The sequence below is a fragment of the Pseudomonas frederiksbergensis genome, from assembly GCF_000802155.2.
Taxonomy (GTDB): domain Bacteria; phylum Pseudomonadota; class Gammaproteobacteria; order Pseudomonadales; family Pseudomonadaceae; genus Aquipseudomonas; species Aquipseudomonas frederiksbergensis_A.
The window spans coordinates 71124-92521 of sequence record NZ_JQGJ02000005.1 but is presented as its reverse complement, the minus strand read 5'-3'; the positions used below and the strand labels follow the sequence as shown (position 1 = coordinate 92521).

General features: G+C 61.4%; 20 protein-coding genes. 9 read left to right on the top strand and 11 right to left on the bottom strand.

All coding sequences use genetic code 11. The annotated features are described in order from the left end of the window. Window positions 1-106: 106 nt before the first annotated feature. Window positions 107-1711 carry an alpha,alpha-trehalase TreA gene (gene treA / locus JZ00_RS11620; RefSeq protein WP_039589915.1) on the top strand — a complete coding sequence of 535 codons (1605 nt, stop codon included), beginning with the start codon at window positions 107-109 and terminating at the stop codon, window positions 1709-1711. Window positions 1712-1772: 61 nt separating this feature from the next. Then, a complete protein-coding gene (locus JZ00_RS11615) occupies window positions 1773-2705 on the top strand; it encodes a LysR substrate-binding domain-containing protein (RefSeq protein ID WP_039589916.1) in 933 nt (310 codons plus the stop codon). A gap of 52 nt (window positions 2706-2757) precedes the next feature. On the opposite strand, the gene fabI is transcribed toward JZ00_RS11615, so the two are convergent. The 8 genes from fabI to gloB form a co-directional block, all read right to left on the bottom strand. Beyond that, entirely contained in the window at window positions 2758-3552 is a 795-nt protein-coding gene (fabI, locus tag JZ00_RS11610) for an enoyl-ACP reductase FabI (protein ID WP_003202751.1), read from the bottom strand. A gap of 19 nt (window positions 3553-3571) precedes the next feature. Beyond that, a complete protein-coding gene (locus JZ00_RS11605) occupies window positions 3572-5182 on the bottom strand; it encodes an ABC transporter ATP-binding protein (RefSeq protein WP_039589921.1) in 1611 nt (536 codons plus the stop codon). Between the two features lies 1 nt (window position 5183). Then, window positions 5184-6203: an ABC transporter permease gene (locus JZ00_RS11600; protein ID WP_039589922.1), complete on the bottom strand. Its 1020-nt coding sequence runs from the start codon at window positions 6201-6203 to the stop codon at window positions 5184-5186. A 1-nt stretch (window position 6204) separates the two neighbouring features. Continuing rightward, on the bottom strand, window positions 6205-7278 hold the full coding sequence (locus JZ00_RS11595; protein ID WP_039589923.1) for a microcin C ABC transporter permease YejB: 1074 nt from the start codon (window positions 7276-7278) through the stop codon (window positions 6205-6207). A 4-nt stretch (window positions 7279-7282) separates the two neighbouring features. Then, window positions 7283-9136 carry an extracellular solute-binding protein gene (locus tag JZ00_RS11590; protein ID WP_039589924.1) on the bottom strand — a complete coding sequence of 618 codons (1854 nt, stop codon included), beginning with the start codon at window positions 9134-9136 and terminating at the stop codon, window positions 7283-7285. Further along, on the bottom strand, window positions 9133-10962 hold the full coding sequence (locus JZ00_RS11585; RefSeq protein WP_162488969.1) for an extracellular solute-binding protein: 1830 nt from the start codon (window positions 10960-10962) through the stop codon (window positions 9133-9135). The genes JZ00_RS11590 and JZ00_RS11585 overlap by 4 nt, the downstream gene beginning before the upstream one ends. A 272-nt stretch (window positions 10963-11234) precedes the next feature. Continuing rightward, window positions 11235-12683 carry a transglycosylase SLT domain-containing protein gene (locus tag JZ00_RS11580; protein WP_039589927.1) on the bottom strand — a complete coding sequence of 483 codons (1449 nt, stop codon included), beginning with the start codon at window positions 12681-12683 and terminating at the stop codon, window positions 11235-11237. A 99-nt stretch (window positions 12684-12782) separates the two neighbouring features. Then, complete coding sequence (gloB, locus tag JZ00_RS11575; RefSeq protein WP_039590092.1) at window positions 12783-13550, bottom strand: hydroxyacylglutathione hydrolase; 768 nt, start codon at window positions 13548-13550, stop codon at window positions 12783-12785. A 65-nt stretch (window positions 13551-13615) separates the two neighbouring features. Here gloB and JZ00_RS11570 point away from each other — a divergent pair, with 65 nt between their 5' ends. From JZ00_RS11570 to JZ00_RS11555, 4 genes are all read left to right on the top strand, one after another. Beyond that, a complete protein-coding gene (locus JZ00_RS11570; protein WP_039589928.1) occupies window positions 13616-14374 on the top strand; it encodes a class I SAM-dependent methyltransferase in 759 nt (252 codons plus the stop codon). An 86-nt stretch (window positions 14375-14460) separates the two neighbouring features. Beyond that, complete coding sequence (rnhA, locus tag JZ00_RS11565) at window positions 14461-14913, top strand: ribonuclease HI (RefSeq protein ID WP_039589929.1); 453 nt, start codon at window positions 14461-14463, stop codon at window positions 14911-14913. A 79-nt stretch (window positions 14914-14992) separates the two neighbouring features. Next, on the top strand, window positions 14993-15754 hold the full coding sequence (gene dnaQ / locus JZ00_RS11560; protein ID WP_039589931.1) for a DNA polymerase III subunit epsilon: 762 nt from the start codon (window positions 14993-14995) through the stop codon (window positions 15752-15754). 167 nt (window positions 15755-15921) lie between these two features. After that, entirely contained in the window at window positions 15922-16536 is a 615-nt protein-coding gene (locus JZ00_RS11555; RefSeq protein ID WP_039589933.1) for a GNAT family N-acetyltransferase, read from the top strand. Here the strand turns inward: JZ00_RS11555 and JZ00_RS11550 are convergent. After that, entirely contained in the window at window positions 16502-17395 is an 894-nt protein-coding gene (locus JZ00_RS11550) for a LysR substrate-binding domain-containing protein (protein WP_039589935.1), read from the bottom strand. The two genes, JZ00_RS11555 and JZ00_RS11550, sit on opposite strands and share 35 nt — an antisense overlap. An 86-nt stretch (window positions 17396-17481) precedes the next feature. Continuing rightward, entirely contained in the window at window positions 17482-17712 is a 231-nt protein-coding gene (locus tag JZ00_RS11545; protein WP_039589937.1) for a hypothetical protein, read from the bottom strand. Window positions 17713-17898: 186 nt separating this feature from the next. On the opposite strand from JZ00_RS11545, the gene JZ00_RS11540 reads away from it, so the two are divergent. From JZ00_RS11540 to JZ00_RS11530, 3 genes are all read left to right on the top strand, one after another. After that, on the top strand, window positions 17899-18456 hold the full coding sequence (locus JZ00_RS11540; protein WP_039589939.1) for an NADPH-dependent FMN reductase: 558 nt from the start codon (window positions 17899-17901) through the stop codon (window positions 18454-18456). Between the two features lie 133 nt (window positions 18457-18589). After that, window positions 18590-18940, top strand: a complete 351-nt coding sequence (locus JZ00_RS11535; RefSeq protein WP_039589940.1) for a metalloregulator ArsR/SmtB family transcription factor — start codon at window positions 18590-18592, stop codon at window positions 18938-18940. Between the two features lie 37 nt (window positions 18941-18977). Further along, complete coding sequence (locus JZ00_RS11530) at window positions 18978-20261, top strand: arsenic transporter (RefSeq protein WP_039589942.1); 1284 nt, start codon at window positions 18978-18980, stop codon at window positions 20259-20261. Window positions 20262-20360: 99 nt separating this feature from the next. On the opposite strand, the gene JZ00_RS11525 is transcribed toward JZ00_RS11530, so the two are convergent. Further along, on the bottom strand, window positions 20361-21311 hold the full coding sequence (locus JZ00_RS11525; RefSeq protein ID WP_039589943.1) for a DUF1853 family protein: 951 nt from the start codon (window positions 21309-21311) through the stop codon (window positions 20361-20363). Window positions 21312-21398 lie beyond the last annotated feature (87 nt).

Below are 21398 nucleotides of genomic sequence, written 5' to 3'. Positions count from 1 at the left end.
GGGTGAAACAGGGGTTCCATCGAAGTGAGGAAAGGAAGTCCGAGTGAACCGTGGCTCATTTCCGTCAGTCATTTCTGTAGGAAGTGTCCACATCAAGGAGTCTCAGATGCGTTCTGTTTATCTCGCCAGCCTATCCCTCACCGCGCTGCTCTGCGCCGCGTGTTCCAGCCAACCGTCCGCGACCTGGAGCTACGAGGAGGCGCAGAGTCGCACCCCGTTGCCGCCCGACCAGGCGTACCCCGAGTTGTTTGAAGCGGTGCAAGGCAAACAGTTGTTCACGGACCAGAAACATTTCGTCGACGCGCTGCCCAAGCGCGATCCCGCGCAGATTCGTGCCGATTACCTGGCACGTCGCGACAGCTCGGATTTCGATCTCGGCGCCTTCGTAAAGGACAACTTCATCGAATCCGGCCAGGCTGAAAGTCCGACGCCCAAACCCGGTGCGCCGATCAAGGAGCACATCGACAACCTCTGGCCAGTGCTCAGCCGAACCTACACCCAAGTCCCGCCATACAGCAGCCTGCTGCCATTACCGCAGCCGTATGTGGTGCCCGGCGGTCGTTTCCGGGAAATGTATTACTGGGATTCGTATTTCACCATGCTGGGTCTGGAGCAAAGCGGCAATCGGGCGCAGGTTCGCCAGATGACCGACAATTTCGCCTACATGATCGACACCTACGGCCACATTCCCAACGGCAATCGCACCTACTACTTGAGTCGGTCGCAGCCGCCTTTCTTCGCCTACATGGTCGAGCTCCAGGCGCACATCGAGGGTGAGCAGGCTTACGGACGCTACCTTGGGCAATTGCAAAAGGAATACGCCTACTGGATGGAAGGTGCGCAAACGCTAAAGCCGGGTGAGGCCGGGCGCCATGTCGTCAAGCTTGCCGACGGCAGCGTGCTCAACCGCTATTGGGATGCCAGCCCCACGCCTCGCCAGGAGTCGTGGTTGCAGGACGTCAAGACGGCTGAACAGGCAGCCGACAGACCCAAGGAAGACGTCTGGCGCGACTTGCGCGCAGGTGCCGAAAGCGGCTGGGATTTCAGCTCCCGTTGGTTGGGGGATCATAAGACCCTGGCGACCATCCGCACCACCTCCATCGCGCCGGTGGACTTGAACAGCCTGATGTATCACCTGGAGCGCACCATCGCCAAGGCTTGTGAAACGGTACGGAACACGCCGTGCACCCAGGCCTATGGGCAACGCGCCGAGCAACGCCAGCGAGCCATCGAGACGCATCTGTGGAATGCCGATGGCGGCTACTACGTGGACTACGATTGGCAGCAGGACCGCCAGCGCCCGGCGCTCACTGCCGCGACGCTGTTCCCGCTTTATACAGGCCTGGCTTCCAGCGAGCGTGCCGATCGTACCGCCGACGCGGTGCGCCAAGGCTTGTTGCGTCCCGGCGGCATCGCCACCACCCAGGTGAATAACGGCCAGCAATGGGACGAGCCCAATGGCTGGGCGCCGTTGCAGTGGGTCGCAGTCGAAGGCTTGGAGCGCTACGGGCAAACTGGCCTGGCCCGGGAGATCGGCAGCCGCTTCCTGCAACAGGTCCAGGACCTCTATGGCAAGGAAGACAAGCTGGTGGAGAAATACGACGTGTCCGGACAAGGCAGCGGCGGAGGAGGCGGCGAATATGAATTGCAGGACGGCTTCGGCTGGACCAACGGCGTGACGCTCAAATTGCTCGGCAAATACGGCAATTGAGCCGGGCCACTTCAGTGCTATTCTTCGCGAAATTGCGAAGAATAGGGCTGTGGTAGCGTCGATGAACACAAGTCGTGATCAATTACCGTTGCCGGAAGACCTCAAGGTGTTTCTGGCCGTTGTCCGGAAAAACGGCTTTGCCAGTGCCGCCGAGGCGTTGGGTTACTCGCCGGCTTATATCAGCAAGCGTATTTCGGTATTGGAGTCGACGCTGTCGACCCGGCTGCTGCACCGCACGACCCGACGCATCGCCTTGACCGACGATGGCGAGCGCGTGCGGGTCTGGGCGGAAAAATTGTTGGGTGATTTCGATGAATTTGTCGGCGAAATCGCTCGGGCTCGGCATCAGCCCACCGGCTCATTGCACATCTGCAGCAGCTTCGGGTTTGGCCGCAATCATGTCGCGCCGGCCATCGGCAAACTGTCCCAGACGTATCCAGGGCTCGACATCCGCCTGGACGTGTTTGACCGTGTTGTCGATATCGTCGGCGAAGGGTTCGACCTGGAGATCCGCGTAGGTGATGACCTGCCGGGCCAGCATCTGGGGCGCAAGCTGGTGAGCAATCGGCGAGTGCTCTGCGCATCCCCTGAATATTTGCGACGACGGGGCACGCCGCATTCGCTGGATGACCTCAAGGATCATGATTGCCTGGTGCTCAAGGAGCGCGATAACGCCTTCGGTATCTGGACCTTGAGCAAGGATGGGCAGCCGGAGACGGTGCGCGTCGGCGGCCCGTTGTCCTCCAACAGTGGTGAGATTGTCCTGGAGTGGGCGTTGAGTGGCGGCGGGATCCTGTTGCGCTCGATGTGGGACGCCGGGCCGCTGTTGGAGCAGGGGCGGCTGGTTCAGGTCCTGCCGGCTTATTCGCAGAGTGCCAATGTCTGGGCGGTCTATCCGACGCGGCTCAGTCAGTCGGCGAAGCTGCGGGTGTGCGTCGAGTTTCTTGAGGCGTGTTTTCAGGATCTGTCGGTTGGGCAGCTGGTGCAGGCATAAAAAAACCGCTTGGCCTTTGCAGGCCAAGCGGCGTTGGGTGCAGCGTGAAGATTTACTCTTCGATGTTGCCCATGGCGGTGGTGTTGAAGCCGCCGTCCACGTACATGATTTCACCGCTGATGCCCGACGCCAGGTCCGAGCACAGGAAGGCGCCGGCATTGCCGACTTCTTCGATGGTGACGTTGCGACGCAGCGGGGTTTGCGCTTCGTTGGCGGCCAGCATCTTGCGGAAGTTCTTGATGCCGGAGGCGGCGAGGGTGCGGATCGGGCCGGCCGATACGCAGTTCACGCGGGTGCCATCCGGGCCCAGGGAGCCGGCCAGGTAGCGAACGCCAGCTTCCAGGGAAGCCTTGGCCATGCCCATGACATTGTAGTTAGGCATGGTGCGCTCGGCGCCCAGGTAAGACAGGGTCAGCAGGCTGCCGTTGCGGCCTTTCATCATTTCGCGACCGGCCTTGGCAAGGGCCACGAAGCTGTAGGCGCTGATGTCGTGCGCGATGCGGAAGCCTTCGCGGGTGGTGGCTTCGGTGAAGTCGCCGTCCAGCTGGTCGCCCGGGGCGAAGCCCACGGAGTGCACGATGCAGTCCAGGCCGTCCCACTTCTTGCTCAATTCTTCGAAGACCTTGGCGATTTCTTCGTCGCTGGCCACGTCGCATGGGAAGCACAGCTCAGGGCTCGAACCCCAGCCTTGCGCGAACTCTTCGACACGACCCTTGAGTTTGTCGTTCTGATAAGTGAACGCAAGCTCAGCGCCCTCGCGATGCATGGCGGCAGCGATGCCGGATGCGATGGACAGCTTGCTGGCGACACCGACGATCAGTACGCGCTTACCGGCGAGAAAACCCATGTGTTGCTCCTCTTTCAGGTTATTCGGCAGTTGTTGGGGCCAGGAAGGCGGCCTCCAGCAACTGCTGTGTATAGGGGTGTTGCGGCGCGGCGAATATGCTGCGGGCATCACCTTGTTCGACCACTTGGCCATGCTTGACCACCATCAGTTGGTGGCTCAGCGCTTTGACGACAGCCAGGTCATGGCTGATAAACAGGTACGTCAGGTTGTACTTGGTTTGCAGCGACCGCAACAGCTCCACCACTTGGCGTTGCACGGTACGGTCCAGGGCCGACGTCGGTTCATCCAGCAGAATCAACGCCGGCTTGAGCACCAGGGCCCGGGCAATGGCGATACGTTGCCGTTGCCCTCCGGAAAATTCATGGGGGTAGCGGTTCCGGGTCTCCGGGTCCAGGCCTACCTCCTTCAATGCCGCGATTATCGCTTGTTCCTGTTCGGCCGGGGTGCCGATCTTGTGGATCCGCAACCCTTCGCCGACGATCTGGCTGACACACATCCGCGGGCTCAGGCTGCCGAACGGGTCCTGAAACACCACTTGCATCTCCCGGCGCAGCGGCCTGACTTGCTGCTGCGTCAGGCTGTCCAGGGCGTTGCCTTCGAAGCGGATCCCGCCTTGGCTGCCGATCAACCGCAAGATCGCCAGCCCCAATGTCGACTTGCCGGAACCGCTCTCGCCAACGATGCCCAGGGTCTGGCCCTGGGGCAGGCTGAAGCGGATCCCGTCCACGGCCTTGATGTAATCCACCGTGCGCTTGAACAGGCCTTTCTTGATCGGAAACCAGACTTTCAAGTCCTCGACCTCCAGCAATGGCGGACCGACGACGTTGTTGGCCGGGTTGCCGCTGGGCTCGGCGGCCAGCAATTCCCGAGTGTACGGATGTTGCGGTGCGCGGAACAACTCTGCGCACGATGCCTGTTCGACGATGCAACCGCGCTGCATGACACATACGCGATGCGCAATTCTTCGCACCAGGTTCAAATCATGGCTGATCAGGAGCAGCGACATGCCCAGGCGCGCCTGCAAATCCTTGAGCAGATCGAGGATTTTCAGCTGCACGGTGACATCCAGCGCGGTCGTCGGTTCGTCGGCGATCAACAGTTCCGGCTCGTTGGCCAGGGCCATGGCGATCATGACCCGCTGGCGCTGGCCGCCGGACAACTCATGGGGCAAGGCCTTGAGGCGCTTGTGCGGTTCGGGGATGCCGACCAGCTCCAACAGTTCGAGGGAACGGCGGGTGGCGACTTTCCCGCTCAGGCCCTTGTGGATGCCGAGCACTTCATTGATCTGCTTTTCAATGGAGTGCAGCGGGTTCAGGGACGTCATCGGTTCCTGGAAGATCATCGCGATCCGGTTGCCGCGGATGTGGCGGATGGTTTTTTCCTTCAACTCCAGCAGATTCTGGCCGGAATACTGGATGGTCCCTGTGGGGTGGTGGGCCAGCGGGTAGGGCAGCAGGCGCAGGATCGAGTGGGCGGTGACTGATTTGCCCGAGCCGCTTTCGCCCACCAGGGCCAAGGTTTCGCCGCGCTTGATGTCGAAACTGACGCCCTCGACCACCCGCTGGCGGCGTTCGCCGACAATGAACTCCACCGCCAGGTCGCGTACTTCGATCAGGTTGTCCTGGTTCATATCACTTCCTCGGATCGAAGGCATCGCGAGCGGACTCGCCGATGAACACCAGCAGGCTCAGCATGATCGCCAGCACCGCGAAAGCGCTGATGCCCAGCCAGGGCGCCTGGAGGTTGGATTTGCCCTGGGCCACCAATTCGCCCAGGGACGGCGCGCCCGCCGGCAGGCCGAAGCCGAGGAAATCCAGGGCGGTGAGGGTGCCGATGGCGCCCGTGAGGATGAACGGCATGAACGTCATGGTCGAGACCATGGCATTGGGCAGGATGTGGCGGAACATGATCGCGCCGTCCTGCATGCCCAGCGCCCGTGCGGCGCGCACGTATTCCAGGTTGCGCCCGCGCAGGAACTCGGCACGCACGACGTCCACCAGGCTCATCCAGGAAAACAACAGCATGATGCCCAGCAGCCACCAGAAGTTCGGCTGGACGAAACTGGCGAGGATGATCAGCAGGTACAGCACCGGCAACCCGGACCAGATCTCCAGGAAGCGCTGGCCGGCGAGATCCACCCAGCCGCCATAGAAGCCCTGCAGGGCACCGGCGATCACGCCGATGATCGAGCTGAGTATCGTCAACGTCAGCGCGAACAGCACCGAGATGCGAAAGCCATAGATGACCCGGGCCAGCACATCGCGGCCCTGGTCGTCGGTGCCGAGCCAGTTCACCGAGGAGGGCGGTGCCGGGGCCGGGACTTTCAAGTCGTAGTTGATGCTCTGGTAGCTGAACGGAATAGGCGCCCACAACACCCAGGCGTCCTTGGCCGCCAGCAACTCGCGGATGTACGGGCTCTTGTAGTTGGCCTCCAGCGGGAACTCGCCGCCGAAGGTGGTTTCCGGGTAGCGCTTGAGGGCCGGGAAGTACCAACCGTCGTCGTAATGCACGACAAGCGGCTTATCGTTGGCAATCAGCTCGGCGCCCAGGCTCAGCACGAACAGCACCAGGAACAGCCACAGCGACCACCAGCCACGCTTGTTGGCCTTGAACAGTTCGAAACGACGGCGATTGAGAGGGGACAGGTTCATCTCAATGCTCCCGGCTTTCGAAATCGATGCGCGGATCGACGAAGGTGTAGGTCAGGTCGCCGATCAGTTTTACCACCAATCCCAGCAGGGTGAAGATGAACAGCGTGCCAAATACCACGGGGTAGTCGCGGTTGATGGCCGCTTCGAAACTCATCAGTCCCAGCCCGTCGAGGGAAAAGATCACTTCCACCAGCAGCGAGCCGGTGAAGAAGATCCCGATGAAGGCAGACGGGAAACCGGCGATCACCAGCAGCATGGCGTTGCGGAAGACATGGCCGTAGAGCACTCGATGGCGGGTCAGGCCCTTGGCCTTGGCGGTGACCACGTATTGCTTGTTGATTTCGTCGAGGAAACTGTTCTTGGTCAGCAGGGTCATGGTGGCGAAGTTGCCGATCACCAGGGCGGTCACCGGCAAGGCCAGGTGCCAGAAGTAATCGAGTATCTTGCCCCCCAGGGTCAGCTCGTCGAAATTGTTGGACGTCAGCCCCCGCAGTGGAAACCAATCGAAATAGCTGCCGCCTGCAAACACCACGATCAGCAGGATGGCGAACAGGAATGATGGGATCGCGTAGCCGACGATGATGGCCGAGCTGGTCCAGACATCGAAATGGCTGCCATGCCGCGTGGCCTTGGCGATCCCCAGGGGGATCGAAACCAGGTACATGATGAGGGTGCTCCACAGCCCCAACGAAATGGACACCGGCATCTTTTCCTTGATCAGGTCGATGACCTTGGCGTCACGGAAAAAGCTGTCGCCGAAGTCCAGGCGCGCATAATTCTTGATCATGATCCACAGGCGTTCGGGCGCCGACTTGTCGAAGCCGTACATGCGTTCGATTTCCTTGACCAGCGCCGGGTCCAGGCCCTGGGCACCGCGGTAGGAGGAACCGGCCACCGACACTTCGGCACCACCGCCGGCAATGCGGCTGGTAGCGCCTTCGAAGCCTTCGAGCTTGGCGATCATCTGCTCTACCGGCCCGCCGGGCGCGGCCTGGATGATGACGAAGTTGATCAGCAAGATGCCGAACAGGGTCGGGATGATCAGCAGCAATCGCCGAAAAATGTAGGCCAGCATCGGGTTACTCCACGCTCGCAGGGGCGGCGATATGCTGCTCGATGACCTGCTTCTCTACTTCATCGGCTGGCTTGATCTCCGGCTTGACCCACCAGGTGGTGGTGCCGATGTCGTAGGTTGGCGTGACTTTCGGATGGCCGATGTGGTTCCAATAGGCGACGCGCCAGGTCTTGATGTGCCAGTTGGGAATCACGTAGTAGCCCCACTGCAACACTCGGTCGAGCGCCCGGGCGTGTGCCACCAGGCTCTTGCGCGAATCGGCGTTGATCAACTGTTCTACCAACTGGTCGACGGCTGGGTCTTTCAGGCCCATGGTGTTGCGGCTGCCAGGCTTGTCGGCCGCGGCGGACATCCAGAACTCTCTCTGTTCGTTACCCGGCGAACTGGATTGCGGGAAGCTGCCCACTACCAGGTCGAAGTCCCGGGAACGCACGCGATTGATGTATTGGGATACATCGACGCGGCGGATCACCAGTTCGATGCCCAGGTCACTCAGGTTGCGCTTGAACGGCAGCAGGACCCGCTCGAAGTCGGTTTGGGCCAGCAGGAATTCGAGCACTACCGGTTTGCCCTGGGCATCGACCATCCTGTCGTCGACGATGCGCCAGCCGGCTTCTTGCAGCAGTTGATAGGCCTTGCGCTGTTGGTCGCGGATCATCCCGCTGCCGTCGCACATCGGAGCCTGGAAGGCTTCGGTGAAGACCTGCTCGGGGATCTTGCCGCGCAGGGGGGCGAGAATCTCCAGTTCATCTTCGCCAGGCAGGCCAGTGGCGGCCATCTCCGAATTCTCGAAGTAGCTGCGGGTACGGGCGTAGGCCCCGTTGAAGAGTTGCTTGTTGGTCCATTCGAAATCGAACAGCAGGCTCAAGGCCTTGCGCACCCGCATATCCTGGAAGATCGGCCGGCGCAGGTTGTAGATAAAGCCTTGCATGCCGGTGGGATTGCCGTTGGGGATCTGTTCCTTGATCAGCCGGCCTTCGGTCACGGCGGGGACGTTGTAGGCGTTGGCCCAGTTTTTCGCAGTCATTTCGAGCCAGTAATCGAACTGTCCGGCTTTCAACGCCTCGACGGCCACGGTGTTGTCGCGGTAGTAGTCGGTGACCAGCACATCGAAATTGTAGAAGCCGCGATTGACCGGCAGATCCTTGCCCCAATAATCCTTCACCCGCTCGTAGCGGATCGAGCGACCGGCCTTCACTTCGGCGACCCTGTACGGGCCACTGCCCAAGGGGATTTCAAGGTTGCCCTTGCTGAAGTCCCGGCTGGCCCACCAGTGCTTGGGCAGGACGGGCAATTGTCCGAGGATCAATGGCAGCTCGCGATTGTTGGTGTGCTTGAACTTGAACAGGACCTTGAGCGGTTCTTCGGCGATGACTTCGGCGACGTCGTTGTAATAGCCGCGAAACATCGGGGCGCCGTCTTTGGTCAACGTCTGGAAGCTGAACACCACGTCCTCGGCGCGGACCGGGTGGCCATCGTTGAAGCGGGCTTCGGGGCGCAGATAGAAACGCACCCAGCCGTTGTCCGGGGCTTTCTCGATTTTTTCTGCGACCAGGCCATACTCGGTGAAGGGTTCGTCCAGGCCTTGCTTGGCCAGCGTGTCATAGATCAGGCCGATGTCGTCGGCCGGTACGCCTTTGCTGATGAACGGGTTGAGGCTGTCGAAGCCGCCAAACCCGCCTTGGCGAAAAACCCCTCCCTTGGGGGCATCGGGGTTCACATAATCGAAATGCTTGAAATCGGCCGGGTATTTCGGCGGCTCGTTGTACAGGGTCACGGCATGCTGCGGCGCGGCGCAGGCCAGCCCGGCGAACAACAGGCTGCCGGCCTGCAGGAGCAGGGCGCGTATAGGCTTCATTGATCTTTCTCCGAAGATTTCAGCCACCAGGCGCTCAAGCCCAGGGTATAGGGCGGCGTAGTGACAAAGGCGAACCGGTTGCGGTACGCCAGGCGATGATAATTGATATACCAGTTGGGAATGCAGTAGTGCTGCCATAGCAACACACGGTCCAGGGCTTTGCCAGCGGCGACCTGCTCATCGCGGGTCTGGGCGGCGAGCAGTTTTTCCAGCAGATGGTCGACAACCGGGTTGGCGATCCCCGCATAGTTCTTGCTGCCCTTGATCCCGACCTGGCTGGAGTGGAAATACTGCCACTGCTCAAGACCTGGGCTGAGCGTCTGGCCCAGGGTCAGCAGGATCATGTCGAAGTCGAACTGGTCCAGGCGCTGTTTGTACTGGGCGCGGTCCACCGTGCGCAGGCGGGCCTGGACGCCGATGCTGGCGAGGTTCTCGACGTAGGGCTGCAGGATGCGCTCCAGGTTCGGGTTCACCAGCAGGATCTCGAAGCGCAACGGTTGGCTATCGGCGTTCAGCAGGTGCTGGCCATGGAGCGTCCAGCCGGCTTCCTTCAGCAGGCCCAAGGCTCTGCGCAGGGTTTCCCGTGGGATGCCGCGACCGTCGGTTTCGGGCAGGCTGAAGGGCTCGGTCAGCAATCGGGGCGGCAGTTGCTCGCGATAAGGTTTGAGCAGCAGCCATTCGTGGCCGACAGGCAGGCCAGTGGCAGAGAATTCGCTGTTGGGGTAATAGCTGAGGGTTCGTTTGTAGGCACCGCTGAACAGTGTGCGGTTGGTCCACTGGAAATCGAACATCAACCCCAGGGCTTCACGGACCTTGATCTCGGCGAACGTGGCGCGCCGGGTATTCATGAACAGGCCCTGGGTCTGGGTCGGAATCCGATGGGGAATCTGCGCCTTGATCACATCGCCCCGGTTAACCGCCGGGAAGTTGTAGCCGTTGGCCCAGTTCTTGGCCTGATGCTCGATGTAGATATCGAACTCGCCGGCCTTGAAGGCTTCGAAGGCGACGTCGCTGTCGCGGTAGAACTCCACGTTCATTCGATCGACGTTGTACTTGCCGCGATTGACTGGCAGGTCCTTGCCCCAGTAGTCCTTGACTCGCTCGAACACCAACTGGCGGCCTGGCTGCACTTTGGTGATGCGGTAGGGGCCGCTGCCCAGTGGCGGTTCGAAGGTGGTGGCCTTGAAATCGCGGTCTTTCCAGTAATGCTGCGGCAACACCGGCAGTTCGCCCAGGCGCAGGATCAGCAGGGGGTTGCCCGAGCGCTTGAACACGAAACGGATCTTCAACGGATTGAGAACGTCGACCCGCAGCACTTCCTGCAGGTTGGTCCGATATTGTGGGTGGCCATCCTTGAGCAACGTCCGGTAGGAGAACGCGACGTCATAGGCCGTGATCGGCACGCCATCATGGAAGCGCGCTTCGGGCCGCAGGTTGAACACCACCCAGCTGCGGTCCTCGCTGTACTCAACCGACTGGGCGATCAGGCCGTAGCTTGAGGTGGGCTCATCACCGGACGGCGCGTATTGGCCCGTGCCGACCATCAGCGGCTCGTTCAGCTCATTGATGCCGTATTGCAGGAAATTCGCCGTGGAAACCGGGCTGCTGCCCTTGAAGGTGTAGGGGTTCAGTGTGTCGAACGTGCCGAATGCCATGACCCGCAAGGTACCGCCCTTGGGCGCTTGCGGGTTGACCCAGTCGAAGTGGGTGAATCGGGCCGGGTACTTGAGCGTGCCGAACTGGGCATAGCCATGGCTTTCGCTGATGGTGGCGTAGGCGGCAGGGCTCGATGCCAGGCTGATCAGGAGCAGGAGGAGGGGACGTATCAAGTCTGGGATCCGATCCAGGCGGCTTGGGCTTTTATGGCCTGTACAGTAACAGCTTGTATCGACGGGAAAAAGTCGGGAGCTTGTGTAGGCAGTGATACCTACTGGGTAGAAGGCTGTTGTGGCGAGGGGATTTATCCCCGCTGGGCTGCGAAGCAGCCCCCCCTGGATCTATCTGATACACCGAGTTGTCAGGTTTTAGGGCCGCTTCGCGCCCCAGCGGGGATAAATCCCCTCGCCACAACAAGCCCCTAGCTACAGGAACCCCAGTGTCAATGTGGGGAATAGACCGTCAGCATCTGCCCAGGCTTGAGCGCCTTGCCCATGCGCGGATTCCAGCGCTTGAGGTGCTGCATTTCGACATTGAAACGCTTGGCGACGACGTATAGCGAGTCGCCCTGCTTGACCTTGTATTGGGTCTGCTTCTTTTGCTCCTTGCCCTTTGCGGCCACGACGGTGTTGATTCGCTTGCCGCTCGCCTTGCTGGCCTTGGCGTCCTGCATCACCAGGGTCTGACCAACCTTGAGCTTGTTGCCGCTGAGTTTGTTCCAGCGTTGCAGGTCCTTGGTCTGGACATTGTTGGCCTTGGCTATCCGGGCCAGGTTGTCGCCGCGCTTGACACGGTAGGTGCGCCTGGCCCCTTCCACTTCGCTGTCGTCGGCGGTTTCGAAGACCGGCTTGAGCGAGCGGGGGCTGATCAGTTCTTCCGGGCGCATGGTCGAGAGGCTAGCGGTCAGCAACTGAGCCTTCGACGTCGGGACCAGCAAGTGTTGCGGGCCGTCGATGGTGGTGCGCTGCTTGAATGCCGGGTTGAGCTGGAACAGCTCGTCCTCGTCGATGTTCGCTACCGCCGCGACCTTCGACAGGTCCATGCGCTGGTTGATCTCGACAACCTGGAAGTACGGTTCGTTGGCGATCGGGTTGAGGTTCACGCCATAGGCGTCGGGAGCCAGGACGACCTGGGACAGCGCCAGCAGTTTCGGCACATAGGCCTGGGTTTCGCTGGGCAGCGGCAGGTTCCAGTAGTCGGTGGGCAGGCCAAGCTTCTCGTTGCGTTCGATGGCGCGGCTGACCGTGCCTTCACCGGCATTATAGGCCGCCAGCGCCAGCAGCCAGTCGCCGTTGAACATGTCGTGCAGGCGTGTCAGGTAATCCATCGCGGCCGTTGTGGACGCGGTAATGTCACGACGGCCGTCGTAGAAACGGGTCTGGCGCAGGTTGAAATAGCGCCCGGTGGAGGGGATGAACTGCCACAGTCCCACCGCGTTGGCCCGGGAATAGGCCATCGGGTTGTAGGCGCTTTCGATCACCGGCAACAGCGCCAGCTCCAGCGGCATGTTGCGTTCTTCCAGGCGCTCGACGATGTAATGGATGTACAAGCTGCCGCGCTCGCCGGCGTTCTCCAGGAACGACGGGTTGCTGGCGAACCACAGGCGCTGCTGCTCGATGCGCGGGTTTACGCCGGCGGTTTCCTGGAGCTGGAAGCCCTGGCGCATGCGCTCCCACACGTCCTGGGGCACTTGGGGGGCGGGCTTTTCCGTGAGCCATACGGGTTTTTGCTTGGCCCGCGCGGCGACATTCGGCTTATGCGCAGCATCGTTCTGTGGCACCTGGCCGGTGCTCTGACAGCCCGCCAGCGTGGCGGACACAGCCACCGCGATGGCCTGGGCCAAGCGGGTCAGTGTGTCTGACTGGACGGACCTGCGAATAGATGACGACATTGGCTGGAAGTAAGTTCCGGGCAAAAATGTCGGCCGATTCTAGGAAGCGCACCCCAACAGGTCAACCATTCAGAATTTTTGTATCAATCGGTAGCTGCCTTAGAACTTATCTTTCCAGGCCCTCAAGGCCGCAAAAACCTCACTCGGCGTCTGGTTTCGCTGGCCGTTCCGTTCGTCTGCTTTTTGTTTAACGGATGTTTCAGTCGTGCGCAAAAACGGATTGGTGAGTTTTTCCAGCGCCAGGGTCGAAGGCAGGGTGATGATGCCCTGGCCGCGCTGCTGGTTGACTTTCTCCAGGCGGGCGACAACGTCCGGATTGGTCGGTTCGACGGCGGCGGCGAATTTCAGATTGCTCAAGGTATATTCATGGGTGCAGTAGACGAGCGTATCTTCGGGGAGCGCGGCGAGTCGGCTCAGGGAATGGTGCATCTGTTCGGGCGTGCCTTCGAAGAGCCGGCCGCAACCGGCAGCGAACAGCGTGTCACCGCAGAACAACAGGCCGCGGTGGTAGTAGGCGATATGCCCCAGCGTGTGGCCGGGGACGGCGTAGACATCGAAATCCAGGCCCAGCACGTTGACTTTCGCATTGTCGCCCAGGGCGATGTCACGCGCCGGGATGTTTTCGCTGGCCGGGCCGTAGACGGTGGCGTGGGTCGCATTTTTCAGCGCGGCGACACCGCCGACATGGTCATTGTGATGGTGAGTAACCAGGATGTCGCTCAAGATCCAGTCCGGATGGGCGTCGAGCCAGTGCTGCACTGGCGCGGCATCGCCTGGGTCGACCACGGCACAGCGCTGCGTCGAGTGATCTTGTAACAACCAGATGTAGTTATCGGTAAACGCGGGCAGGGCAGTGATCTGTATCATCGTGGAATTCGCCAAGCTCAAAACAAAGGCGCATCTTAGAACTTCCTGGCGCGTTGGAGAATGCAATGACCGATGAAGCGTTCGCTCAGGCCGATCCTGACTGGCTGGCGTTGATCAGCTCCGCCCGAGAGTGGCTGTCCTCCCCTGTCGGGCAATTTCTGCTGGAAGAAGAGCGGCGCATGCTCGAAGACGAGCTGGGCCGGTTCTTTGGCGGCTACCTGGTGCATTACGGTCCGTCGGCGCAAACACCGCCGTCGGCGCCCCAGGTCCAGCGCAATGTCCGCCTGGGGGCGCCATTGCCGGGCGTCGAAATCGTTTGCGAAGAGCAGGCCTGGCCGTTGAGCGAGCATGCCGCCGATGTGGTGGTGATGCAGCACGGGCTGGATTTCTGCCTGTCGCCACATGGATTGCTCCGTGAGGCCGCCAGCAGCGTGCGGCCCGGGGGGCATCTGTTGATCATCGGCATCAATCCCTGGAGCAGTTGGGGGTTGCGTCATGTGTTCGCCAGCGACGCATTGCGCCAGGCCCGTTGCATTTCCGCTTCGCGGGTCGGCGACTGGCTCAACCTGCTGGGCTTCGCGCTGGAGAAACGCCGCTTCGGGTGCTATCGTCCGCCGCTTGCGTCGCCCAAGTGGCAGGCCCGATTGGCCGGCTGGGAGCGCAAGGCGGGTGCCTGGCAATTGTCCGGCGGCGGCTTCTATCTATTGGTGGCGCGCAAGATCGCTGTCGGGCTGCGTCCGGTGCGTCAGGCGCGACGTGAGCCGATGGGCAAGCTGATTCCCTTGCCGATGGCCAAGGTCAATCGGCGTCACATCGAGCCGTAAGCCTTTTTCTGATGGTTCTGGCCGTATCCGGCTCCGGGCATTGATCGGTCCCGGGCGGCGACCTTTGTTTTTTTGGATTGATTGGCATGAGCGATAGCGTAGAACTTTTCACTGATGGCGCCTGCAAGGGCAACCCTGGCCCGGGTGGCTGGGGTGCGTTGCTGGTGTTCAAGGGCGTAGAAAAGGAGCTCTGGGGCGGCGAAGCCAATACCACCAACAACCGCATGGAACTGATGGGGGCCATTCGCGGCCTGGAAGAGCTCAAGCGCCCTTGCGATGTGCTGCTGGTGACCGACTCGCAGTATGTGATGAAAGGCATCAACGAGTGGATGGCGAACTGGAAGAAGCGCGGCTGGAAGACGGCGGCAAAGGAACCGGTCAAGAACGCCGACCTCTGGAAACTGCTGGACGAGCAGGTCAGCCGGCACAACGTCACGTGGAAATGGGTGCGTGGGCACGTCGGCCACCATGGCAACGAACGGGCCGACCAGTTGGCCAACCGGGGCGTGGATGAGGTGCGCGGATATAAGCAGGCTTGATCCCGACCTCGTCAGGATGCGGTATGGGCGTGTTACCATCCGCGCTTTTGCAAGACTGCCCGTTGAGAGCTGAACACTGATGGCCAACAGATCTGTAGTACTGGATACCGAAACCACCGGCATGCCGGTGACCGACGGTCACCGGATTATTGAAATCGGCTGTGTCGAACTGATCGGCCGGCGCCTGACCGGTCGTCATTTCCACGTTTATCTGCAACCGGACCGCGAAAGTGACGAGGGTGCCATCGGCGTGCACGGCATCACCAATGAATTCCTGGTGGGCAAGCCGCGTTTCGCCGAGGTGGCCGATGAGTTCTTCGAATTCATCCAGGGCGCGCAGTTGATTATTCATAACGCGGCGTTCGACGTCGGGTTCATCAACAATGAGTTCGCCCTGCTGGGCCAGCAGGATCGCGCCGATATCACCCGGCATTGCACCATTCTCGACACCTTGATGATGGCCCGGGAACGGCATCCTGGGCAGCGCAACAGCCTCGACGCCCTGTGCAAGCGCTATGGTGTCGACAACTCCGGTCGTGAATTGCACGGCGCCTTGCTCGACTCCGAAATCCTCGCCGACGTCTACCTGACCATGACCGGCGGGCAAACCAGCCTGTCACTGGCCGGCAATGCCTCGGACGGCAACGGGACAGGGGAAGGGTCGGGCAACCAGGCCACGGAAATTCGTCGCTTGCCGGCGGACCGCAAGCCAGCCCGGATCATCCGCGCCAGCGAGAGCGACCTGGCCGAGCATGCCGCGCGTCTGGAAGCGATCGCCAAGTCCGCCGGTGCCCCGGCATTGTGGACGCAACTGGTTGAGGCGCAGGCTGCCACGAACTGAAACATGACCCTGTGGGAGCGAGCATTTCTCGCGACAATCGCCAGTACCTTCTAACCTGAAGTAAGGCAGGCCATGGATACCCGCTTGATGTGTGAAGATTCGAGAGGCAAGGGCAATGGATGGCACTGTGCCGTTGATTGCCTCAAGGAATGAGGACCTTTCCCAGTATGCAACCGGTCACGAATCCCAAGCATCCCGGCCTGTCGGTACGCGTCGTCGACGACGGTTTCGCCGCGTACGTCTGGGGCAGCGATTTCAGTTTTGAAGTCAGCGCCTACGGTACGCCGCAGATTGGTCGACCGGTGAGCCAGTGGCCAGTCACGCCGATCGTTCCCTACCGCAAATGCTACGGCATCGATCCTGAAGAGTTCAGCAGTTTCCGCGATGCTCCCGACAGCGAAATCTTCATGGCCTACCTGGACGACGAGCCGGTGGGACATCTGGTGATCAGTACCAATTGGAATGGCTATGCCCATATCGACGAATTGGCGGTGCATGCCCCGGCTCGTCGTCACGGCGTGGCCAAGGCATTGCTCGATGTTGCGCAGTTCTGGAGTCGCAAGAAAAAACTGCCGGGCATCATGCTGGAGACCCAGAACAACAACCTGGGCGCGTGCCGGCTCTACGAGCGTTGCGGCTATGTGCTCGGCGGGGTCGACCATTTGCGCTACCGCGGCATCGATCGGCATACCGCCGAGGTAGCGCTGTTCTGGTACCGGTTGTTCGACGATCCGCTGGGCATGACGATCAGTGGTTCAGCAACGCCCCGGCTTGTTCCTTGATCCGTTCCAGCAGCGCTTGGACCGTTGGCGAGGGCTCTGCACTGTTCAGGCTCAGCGCGTAGAGGCAGATGGGAACGGCCGGCGACACGGGGCAGATGTCCAGCCCGCTGCCCTTGGCGCCCGAGGCGGTGAATGGGTCGACAATGGCAAGGCCTTCGCCGGCTTCGACCATCGCGCGCATCATCTGGTGCGTCTGCACGCGGATCTGGATCACCGGCGCGGGGCGCAGCGCCGCGAGCTTGTGGTCGAATGCCGGGCTCAGCGGGTCGTGACCATCGAGCCCCACCAGCGACTGGCCTGCCAGGTCTTGAAGCGAAATGTATTTTTGCCGCGGTTGCAGCCAGCCATGGGGCGCCAGCAATTGCAGTTTGCCTTGGGCGATCGTCTGGCAATGGATGTCCGGGTGTTCAGGATCGTGCAGGCTCAGGCCCAGGTCGCTTTCACGCAGCAACAGGCTCTTGACGATATTGCGGGTCGGCTCGCTGAGCAGGGTGCAAGGCGCGTCCGGGTGGCGCCGACGCAGGGCGGCGATGCCCAGGGGCAACAGCTGTTGCGCCAGCGGTGGGGTGCAGATGATGCGCAGGGGCGGGGCTTGATGATGTTTCAGGCTGCCGGCCAGCCGCTGGATCGGTTCGAGGGTGTCGTAAAGCCGCGTGATGCCGTCGCGCAACGCCAGGGTCTCGCGGGTTGCCTGCAGCCGTCCACGCACGCTGGCGAACAGCATGAAGCCGAGCTGGGCCTCCGCATCCCGCAGGATCGACTCGACCTCGGCGACCGGTAATTGCAGCCATTCGGCCGCGGTGCCAAGGTGGCCGGTCTGCAGCAGCGCCTGGATCACTTCGATGTGGCGTAAACGCATGCAAGAAGTCCGTATTAGGCAGGTAAGCCATTGAGTGGCTGAATCCTAACCCAATTACGGGTACGACTTCTGCTCATGAAACCGGGTTACAGCGCTATTTGCGGTTCGGGTTCGCGGATCAGTTCGATGCCGGACTGCACCAACATGAATTTTTCCCCGCCCAGCTTGCTGACTCGGTCGCCAATGGCCAGCTTATAGGTGATGACATCCTTGCCACTGCCGTCCAGGGACGGGTCTGATTCTTGGAATTCATGCACGGAATAGACGCGACCTTCAGCGTCTCGTGCATGAAACTGTCCGACAAGTACTGCTGCCATTGCTTAGAACCTCTGGAAGTAGATCACTCGATTTGCGGTCCTGTAGACCTTGGCCGAGCGCGGTAAGTTTTCCTACAAGAAAAAAATAGTCCGGTTGGCCGGTTTTCGACATTCCATTGGTCCAATTGTCGTGCCGATCATCTATAACTACAGGCTTCCTTTGAGCCGACAGTCGAGACCCCCCCCATGAGTGATGTGTATAACGTTGCGGTTTTAGTGGGCAGCCTTCGCAAGGCGTCGATCAACCGCAAGATCGCCCTCGCGCTGGCTGACCTGGCCGCGTCCAACCTGAAACTGGAAATTGTCGAAATCGGTGACTTGCCCCTTTACAACGAGGACATCGACGTCTCGCCACCGGCCGCCTACACGGCGTTTCGCCAGAAAGTAGGTGCCGCCGACGCGCTGCTGTTCGTGACCCCTGAATACAATCGCTCGGTGCCAGCACCCTTGAAAAACGCCATCGACGTCGGCTCGCGCCCCTACGGCCAAAGTTGCCTGAGCGGCAAACCGGGTGCGGTGATCAGCGCATCACCGGGGGCGATGGGTGGTTTCGGCGCCAACCATCATCTGCGCCAGTCACTGGTGTTCCTCGACGTGCCGTGCATGCAGCAACCGGAGGCTTATCTGAGCGGCGCCGGGACCGCGTTCGACGAGGCGGGCAACCTGGCGGATTCGGTCAGGCCTTTCTTACAGAAATTCATCGATGCCTATGGCAAATGGGTGGAGCAGCACAAGAAAGCTTGATCTGAAGGTCCAGGCACACCCTGTGGCAAGGAAGCAAGTTTCCTTGCCATGGAGGTAAGCTGCAATCCTCGCTTTACCGAATATTCGAAATTCCATATCTTCGCAGTTCTTTTATCCAGGCTTCGCCCGCGCCATGTCCGATTTTCAAAACCCCGTCAATATCTTCAAGGCGCTGGCCGACGACACCCGCACGCGTATCGCATTGCTGGTTACCCATGAAGGCGAGCTGTGTGTCTGTGAGCTCACCGCTGCCCTTGGCCTTGGCCAGCCGAAGATTTCGCGGCACTTGGCCCAGCTGCGTCATGCCGGGTTGCTCAGCGACCGACGCCAGGGGCAATGGGTCTATTACCGCTTGCATCCGCAACTACCTGCCTGGGTTGGTTCCTTGCTCCAGCAAGCATTGGCAGCCAATACGCATTGGCTGGCGACGGATGTCCAGCGCTTGCACGCGATGGCGGATCGTCCTTCGGCACGTTGCTGCTAGTCGTTTTTCCTACTGTTTCCTTCCAAGGCTGTGGTCCATGCTCATCGCGTCATTGATTTTCCTGCTGACCATCATCCTGGTGATCTGGCAACCCAAAGGCTTGGGCGTCGGCTGGAGCGCCACGCTCGGCGCGGTGCTGGCGTTGCTGAGCGGGGCGGTGCACGTCAGTGACATCGCAGTGGTCTGGCAGATCATCTGGAATGCCACCGGCACGTTTGTCGCGCTGATCATCATCAGCCTGCTGCTGGACGAGGCCGGTTTCTTCGCCTGGGCGGCCCTGCATGTGGCCCGTTGGGGGCGGGGCAGCGGGCGCAAGCTGTTCGCCTTCATGGTGTTGCTTGGCGCCTTGGTGTCGGCGTTGTTCGCCAATGACGGGGCGGCGTTGATCCTGACGCCCATCGTGATTTCGATGCTGCTGGCCCTGCGGTTCTCGCCCGCGGCGACCCTGGCGTTCGTGATGGGCGCCGGTTTCATCGCCGATACCGCCAGCCTGCCGTTGGTGGTGTCGAACCTGGTAAACATCGTCTCGGCGGATTTCTTCGGCATTGGTTTCAACCGCTACGCGTCGGTCATGGTGCCGGTGAACCTGGTCAGCGTGGCGGCCAGCCTGGCGATATTGATGTGGGTGTTTCGTCGCGACATACCGCGGGACTACAACCCCGGGCAACTGGACGATCCGGCGACGGCGATCCATGACAAGGCAACGTTCTACGCCGGTTGGGTGGTGCTGGTGGTCCTGCTGCTGGGCTGCTTTGCCTTGGAGCCCTTGGGGATTCCCATCAGCGCGATTTCCGCAGTCTGCGCTGCGCTGCTGCTGGCCGTGGCGGCTCGCGGCCACAAGATTTCCACCCGCAAGGCGATGAAGGAAGCGCCCTGGCAGATCGTGATTTTTTCCCTCGGCATGTACCTGGTGGTCTATGGCCTGCGCAACGCCGGCCTGACAGGCTACCTGGCCCATTGGCTTGACGGTTTCGCCGGTTATGGTGTGTGGGGCGCAGCCATGGGCACGGGGCTGTTGACTGCGCTGCTGTCCTCATTGATGAACAACCTGCCGACGGTGTTGGTCGGCGCCTTGTCCATCGACGCCAGCCAGGCTACCGGGGTGGTGAAGGAGGCGATGATCTACGCCAACGTCATCGGCAGCGACCTGGGCCCTAAAATCACCCCGATCGGCAGCCTGGCAACCTTGCTCTGGTTGCATGTGCTGGCACGCAAGGATATTCGCATCGGCTGGGGCTATTACTTCAAGGTCGGGATCGTATTGACGGTGCCGGTGTTGGTGGTAACGCTGGCGGCGTTGGCTGTGCGGTTGTCCCTCTAGGCCCTAGCGACCCCTTCGCGAGCAGCCTCTCTCCCACCTGCTCAAAGACAATCCACTGTGGGCCAGCTCGCGAAGACAATTGGCCAGGCACGGCACGACTCAGCCATTGCCCGGTACATCCGGCCATAGATCCGCCACCAGGAACGCCCGCTCGGCTTCCTCCCATTCGCCCTCGGCATTCTCCGTCAGGCGCACCATCAGTTGCGCCGGCGCCATCGGGTCGAGGGCGGTTCGCCAGGCGTCCAGTTGCGCAGCAGCCCAGACCTGGTCCGGCGGATAATGGGCCGGGGCCAGCCACGCGGCGCGGGGCAGGGGCCGCCAGCGGCCCGGTGGACGCTGGGCGACGAATCCAGGCCAGTCCCGCTGGTGCAACCAGCGGCCGCGCAAATGCCTGGGGTGGGCGCCGCTCGGCGGTTCGGCCTCGCCCGGCCAGGGGTAGAGCAGGTAGCCGCCGAGCCACAGGTGTGAGCGAAACGATTCGATGCCCAGCGCAGCCAGGGCCTCGCGACTTTCCGGGCGTGCCGAAATAGGCAGTTGGTGTTCGCGCAGGTGCGCCAGCTTGCGATCGAGCCGGTCATGGCAGCCAGGGCCGAGCCATTGCGCGGTGTCGTGCCCATTGCCCTGTTGCGGGCCGAGGTACAGCTTGATCGCCAGTTCCAGGTGATGAACACCTTCACCATCGCGCAGCAGCAAGTCCAGTTCCCCCAGCGTATGGCCCTCACGACGGATCGGCAGGTTCGCCGCCATCAATTCGATGCCGGGTGCGTGTTGCACGGCAAACTGCCACAACCTTTCGTAATACAGGCCCAGGCGCCGTGTCCGTCCTTGGGACAGGCAGTGCAGCAGCGGATAGCTGTCATGGTCCAGCTGGCGCAGCCAGTGTTCCAGCCGATGGGGCTGCTGCACCCAGTCGCTGCCCGCCAGAGGGTGACGCTGGGGCCAGGGCGTGTCGATGAGCATCGGCGGGGCGACGATCACCCACGCCAGGTCCCGCACTTCGGGATGGCGCAGGCGGCGGGGCAGGTCCAGCAATTCAGGGAACAAGATCATCTTGCGAGCATAGCCGTTGCGCTGGAGGCTTAAAGAATTTTGTCTACGGAGCGCTTTCGCCCATAATCGTGTTTTTCGCCCGTCGCA

Excerpts from the sequence above, each read along its gene's own strand:
- treA (WP_039589915.1), top strand. The coding sequence starts at position 107 with ATGCGTTCTGTTTATCTCGCCAGCCTATCCCTCACCGCGCTGCTCTGC.
- JZ00_RS11615 (WP_039589916.1), top strand. The coding sequence starts at position 1,773 with ATGAACACAAGTCGTGATCAATTACCGTTGCCGGAAGACCTCAAGGTG.
- fabI (WP_003202751.1), bottom strand. The coding sequence starts at position 3,552 with ATGGGTTTTCTCGCCGGTAAGCGCGTACTGATCGTCGGTGTCGCCAGC.
- JZ00_RS11605 (WP_039589921.1), bottom strand. The coding sequence starts at position 5,182 with ATGAACCAGGACAACCTGATCGAAGTACGCGACCTGGCGGTGGAGTTC.
- JZ00_RS11600 (WP_039589922.1), bottom strand. The coding sequence starts at position 6,203 with ATGAACCTGTCCCCTCTCAATCGCCGTCGTTTCGAACTGTTCAAGGCC.
- JZ00_RS11595 (WP_039589923.1), bottom strand. The coding sequence starts at position 7,278 with ATGCTGGCCTACATTTTTCGGCGATTGCTGCTGATCATCCCGACCCTG.
- JZ00_RS11590 (WP_039589924.1), bottom strand. The coding sequence starts at position 9,136 with ATGAAGCCTATACGCGCCCTGCTCCTGCAGGCCGGCAGCCTGTTGTTC.
- JZ00_RS11580 (WP_039589927.1), bottom strand. The coding sequence starts at position 12,683 with ATGTCGTCATCTATTCGCAGGTCCGTCCAGTCAGACACACTGACCCGC.
- gloB (WP_039590092.1), bottom strand. The coding sequence starts at position 13,550 with ATGATACAGATCACTGCCCTGCCCGCGTTTACCGATAACTACATCTGG.
- JZ00_RS11570 (WP_039589928.1), top strand. The coding sequence starts at position 13,616 with ATGACCGATGAAGCGTTCGCTCAGGCCGATCCTGACTGGCTGGCGTTG.
- rnhA (WP_039589929.1), top strand. The coding sequence starts at position 14,461 with ATGAGCGATAGCGTAGAACTTTTCACTGATGGCGCCTGCAAGGGCAAC.
- dnaQ (WP_039589931.1), top strand. The coding sequence starts at position 14,993 with ATGGCCAACAGATCTGTAGTACTGGATACCGAAACCACCGGCATGCCG.
- JZ00_RS11555 (WP_039589933.1), top strand. The coding sequence starts at position 15,922 with ATGCAACCGGTCACGAATCCCAAGCATCCCGGCCTGTCGGTACGCGTC.
- JZ00_RS11550 (WP_039589935.1), bottom strand. The coding sequence starts at position 17,395 with ATGCGTTTACGCCACATCGAAGTGATCCAGGCGCTGCTGCAGACCGGC.
- JZ00_RS11545 (WP_039589937.1), bottom strand. The coding sequence starts at position 17,712 with ATGGCAGCAGTACTTGTCGGACAGTTTCATGCACGAGACGCTGAAGGT.
- JZ00_RS11540 (WP_039589939.1), top strand. The coding sequence starts at position 17,899 with ATGAGTGATGTGTATAACGTTGCGGTTTTAGTGGGCAGCCTTCGCAAG.
- JZ00_RS11535 (WP_039589940.1), top strand. The coding sequence starts at position 18,590 with ATGTCCGATTTTCAAAACCCCGTCAATATCTTCAAGGCGCTGGCCGAC.
- JZ00_RS11530 (WP_039589942.1), top strand. The coding sequence starts at position 18,978 with ATGCTCATCGCGTCATTGATTTTCCTGCTGACCATCATCCTGGTGATC.
- JZ00_RS11525 (WP_039589943.1), bottom strand. The coding sequence starts at position 21,311 with ATGATCTTGTTCCCTGAATTGCTGGACCTGCCCCGCCGCCTGCGCCAT.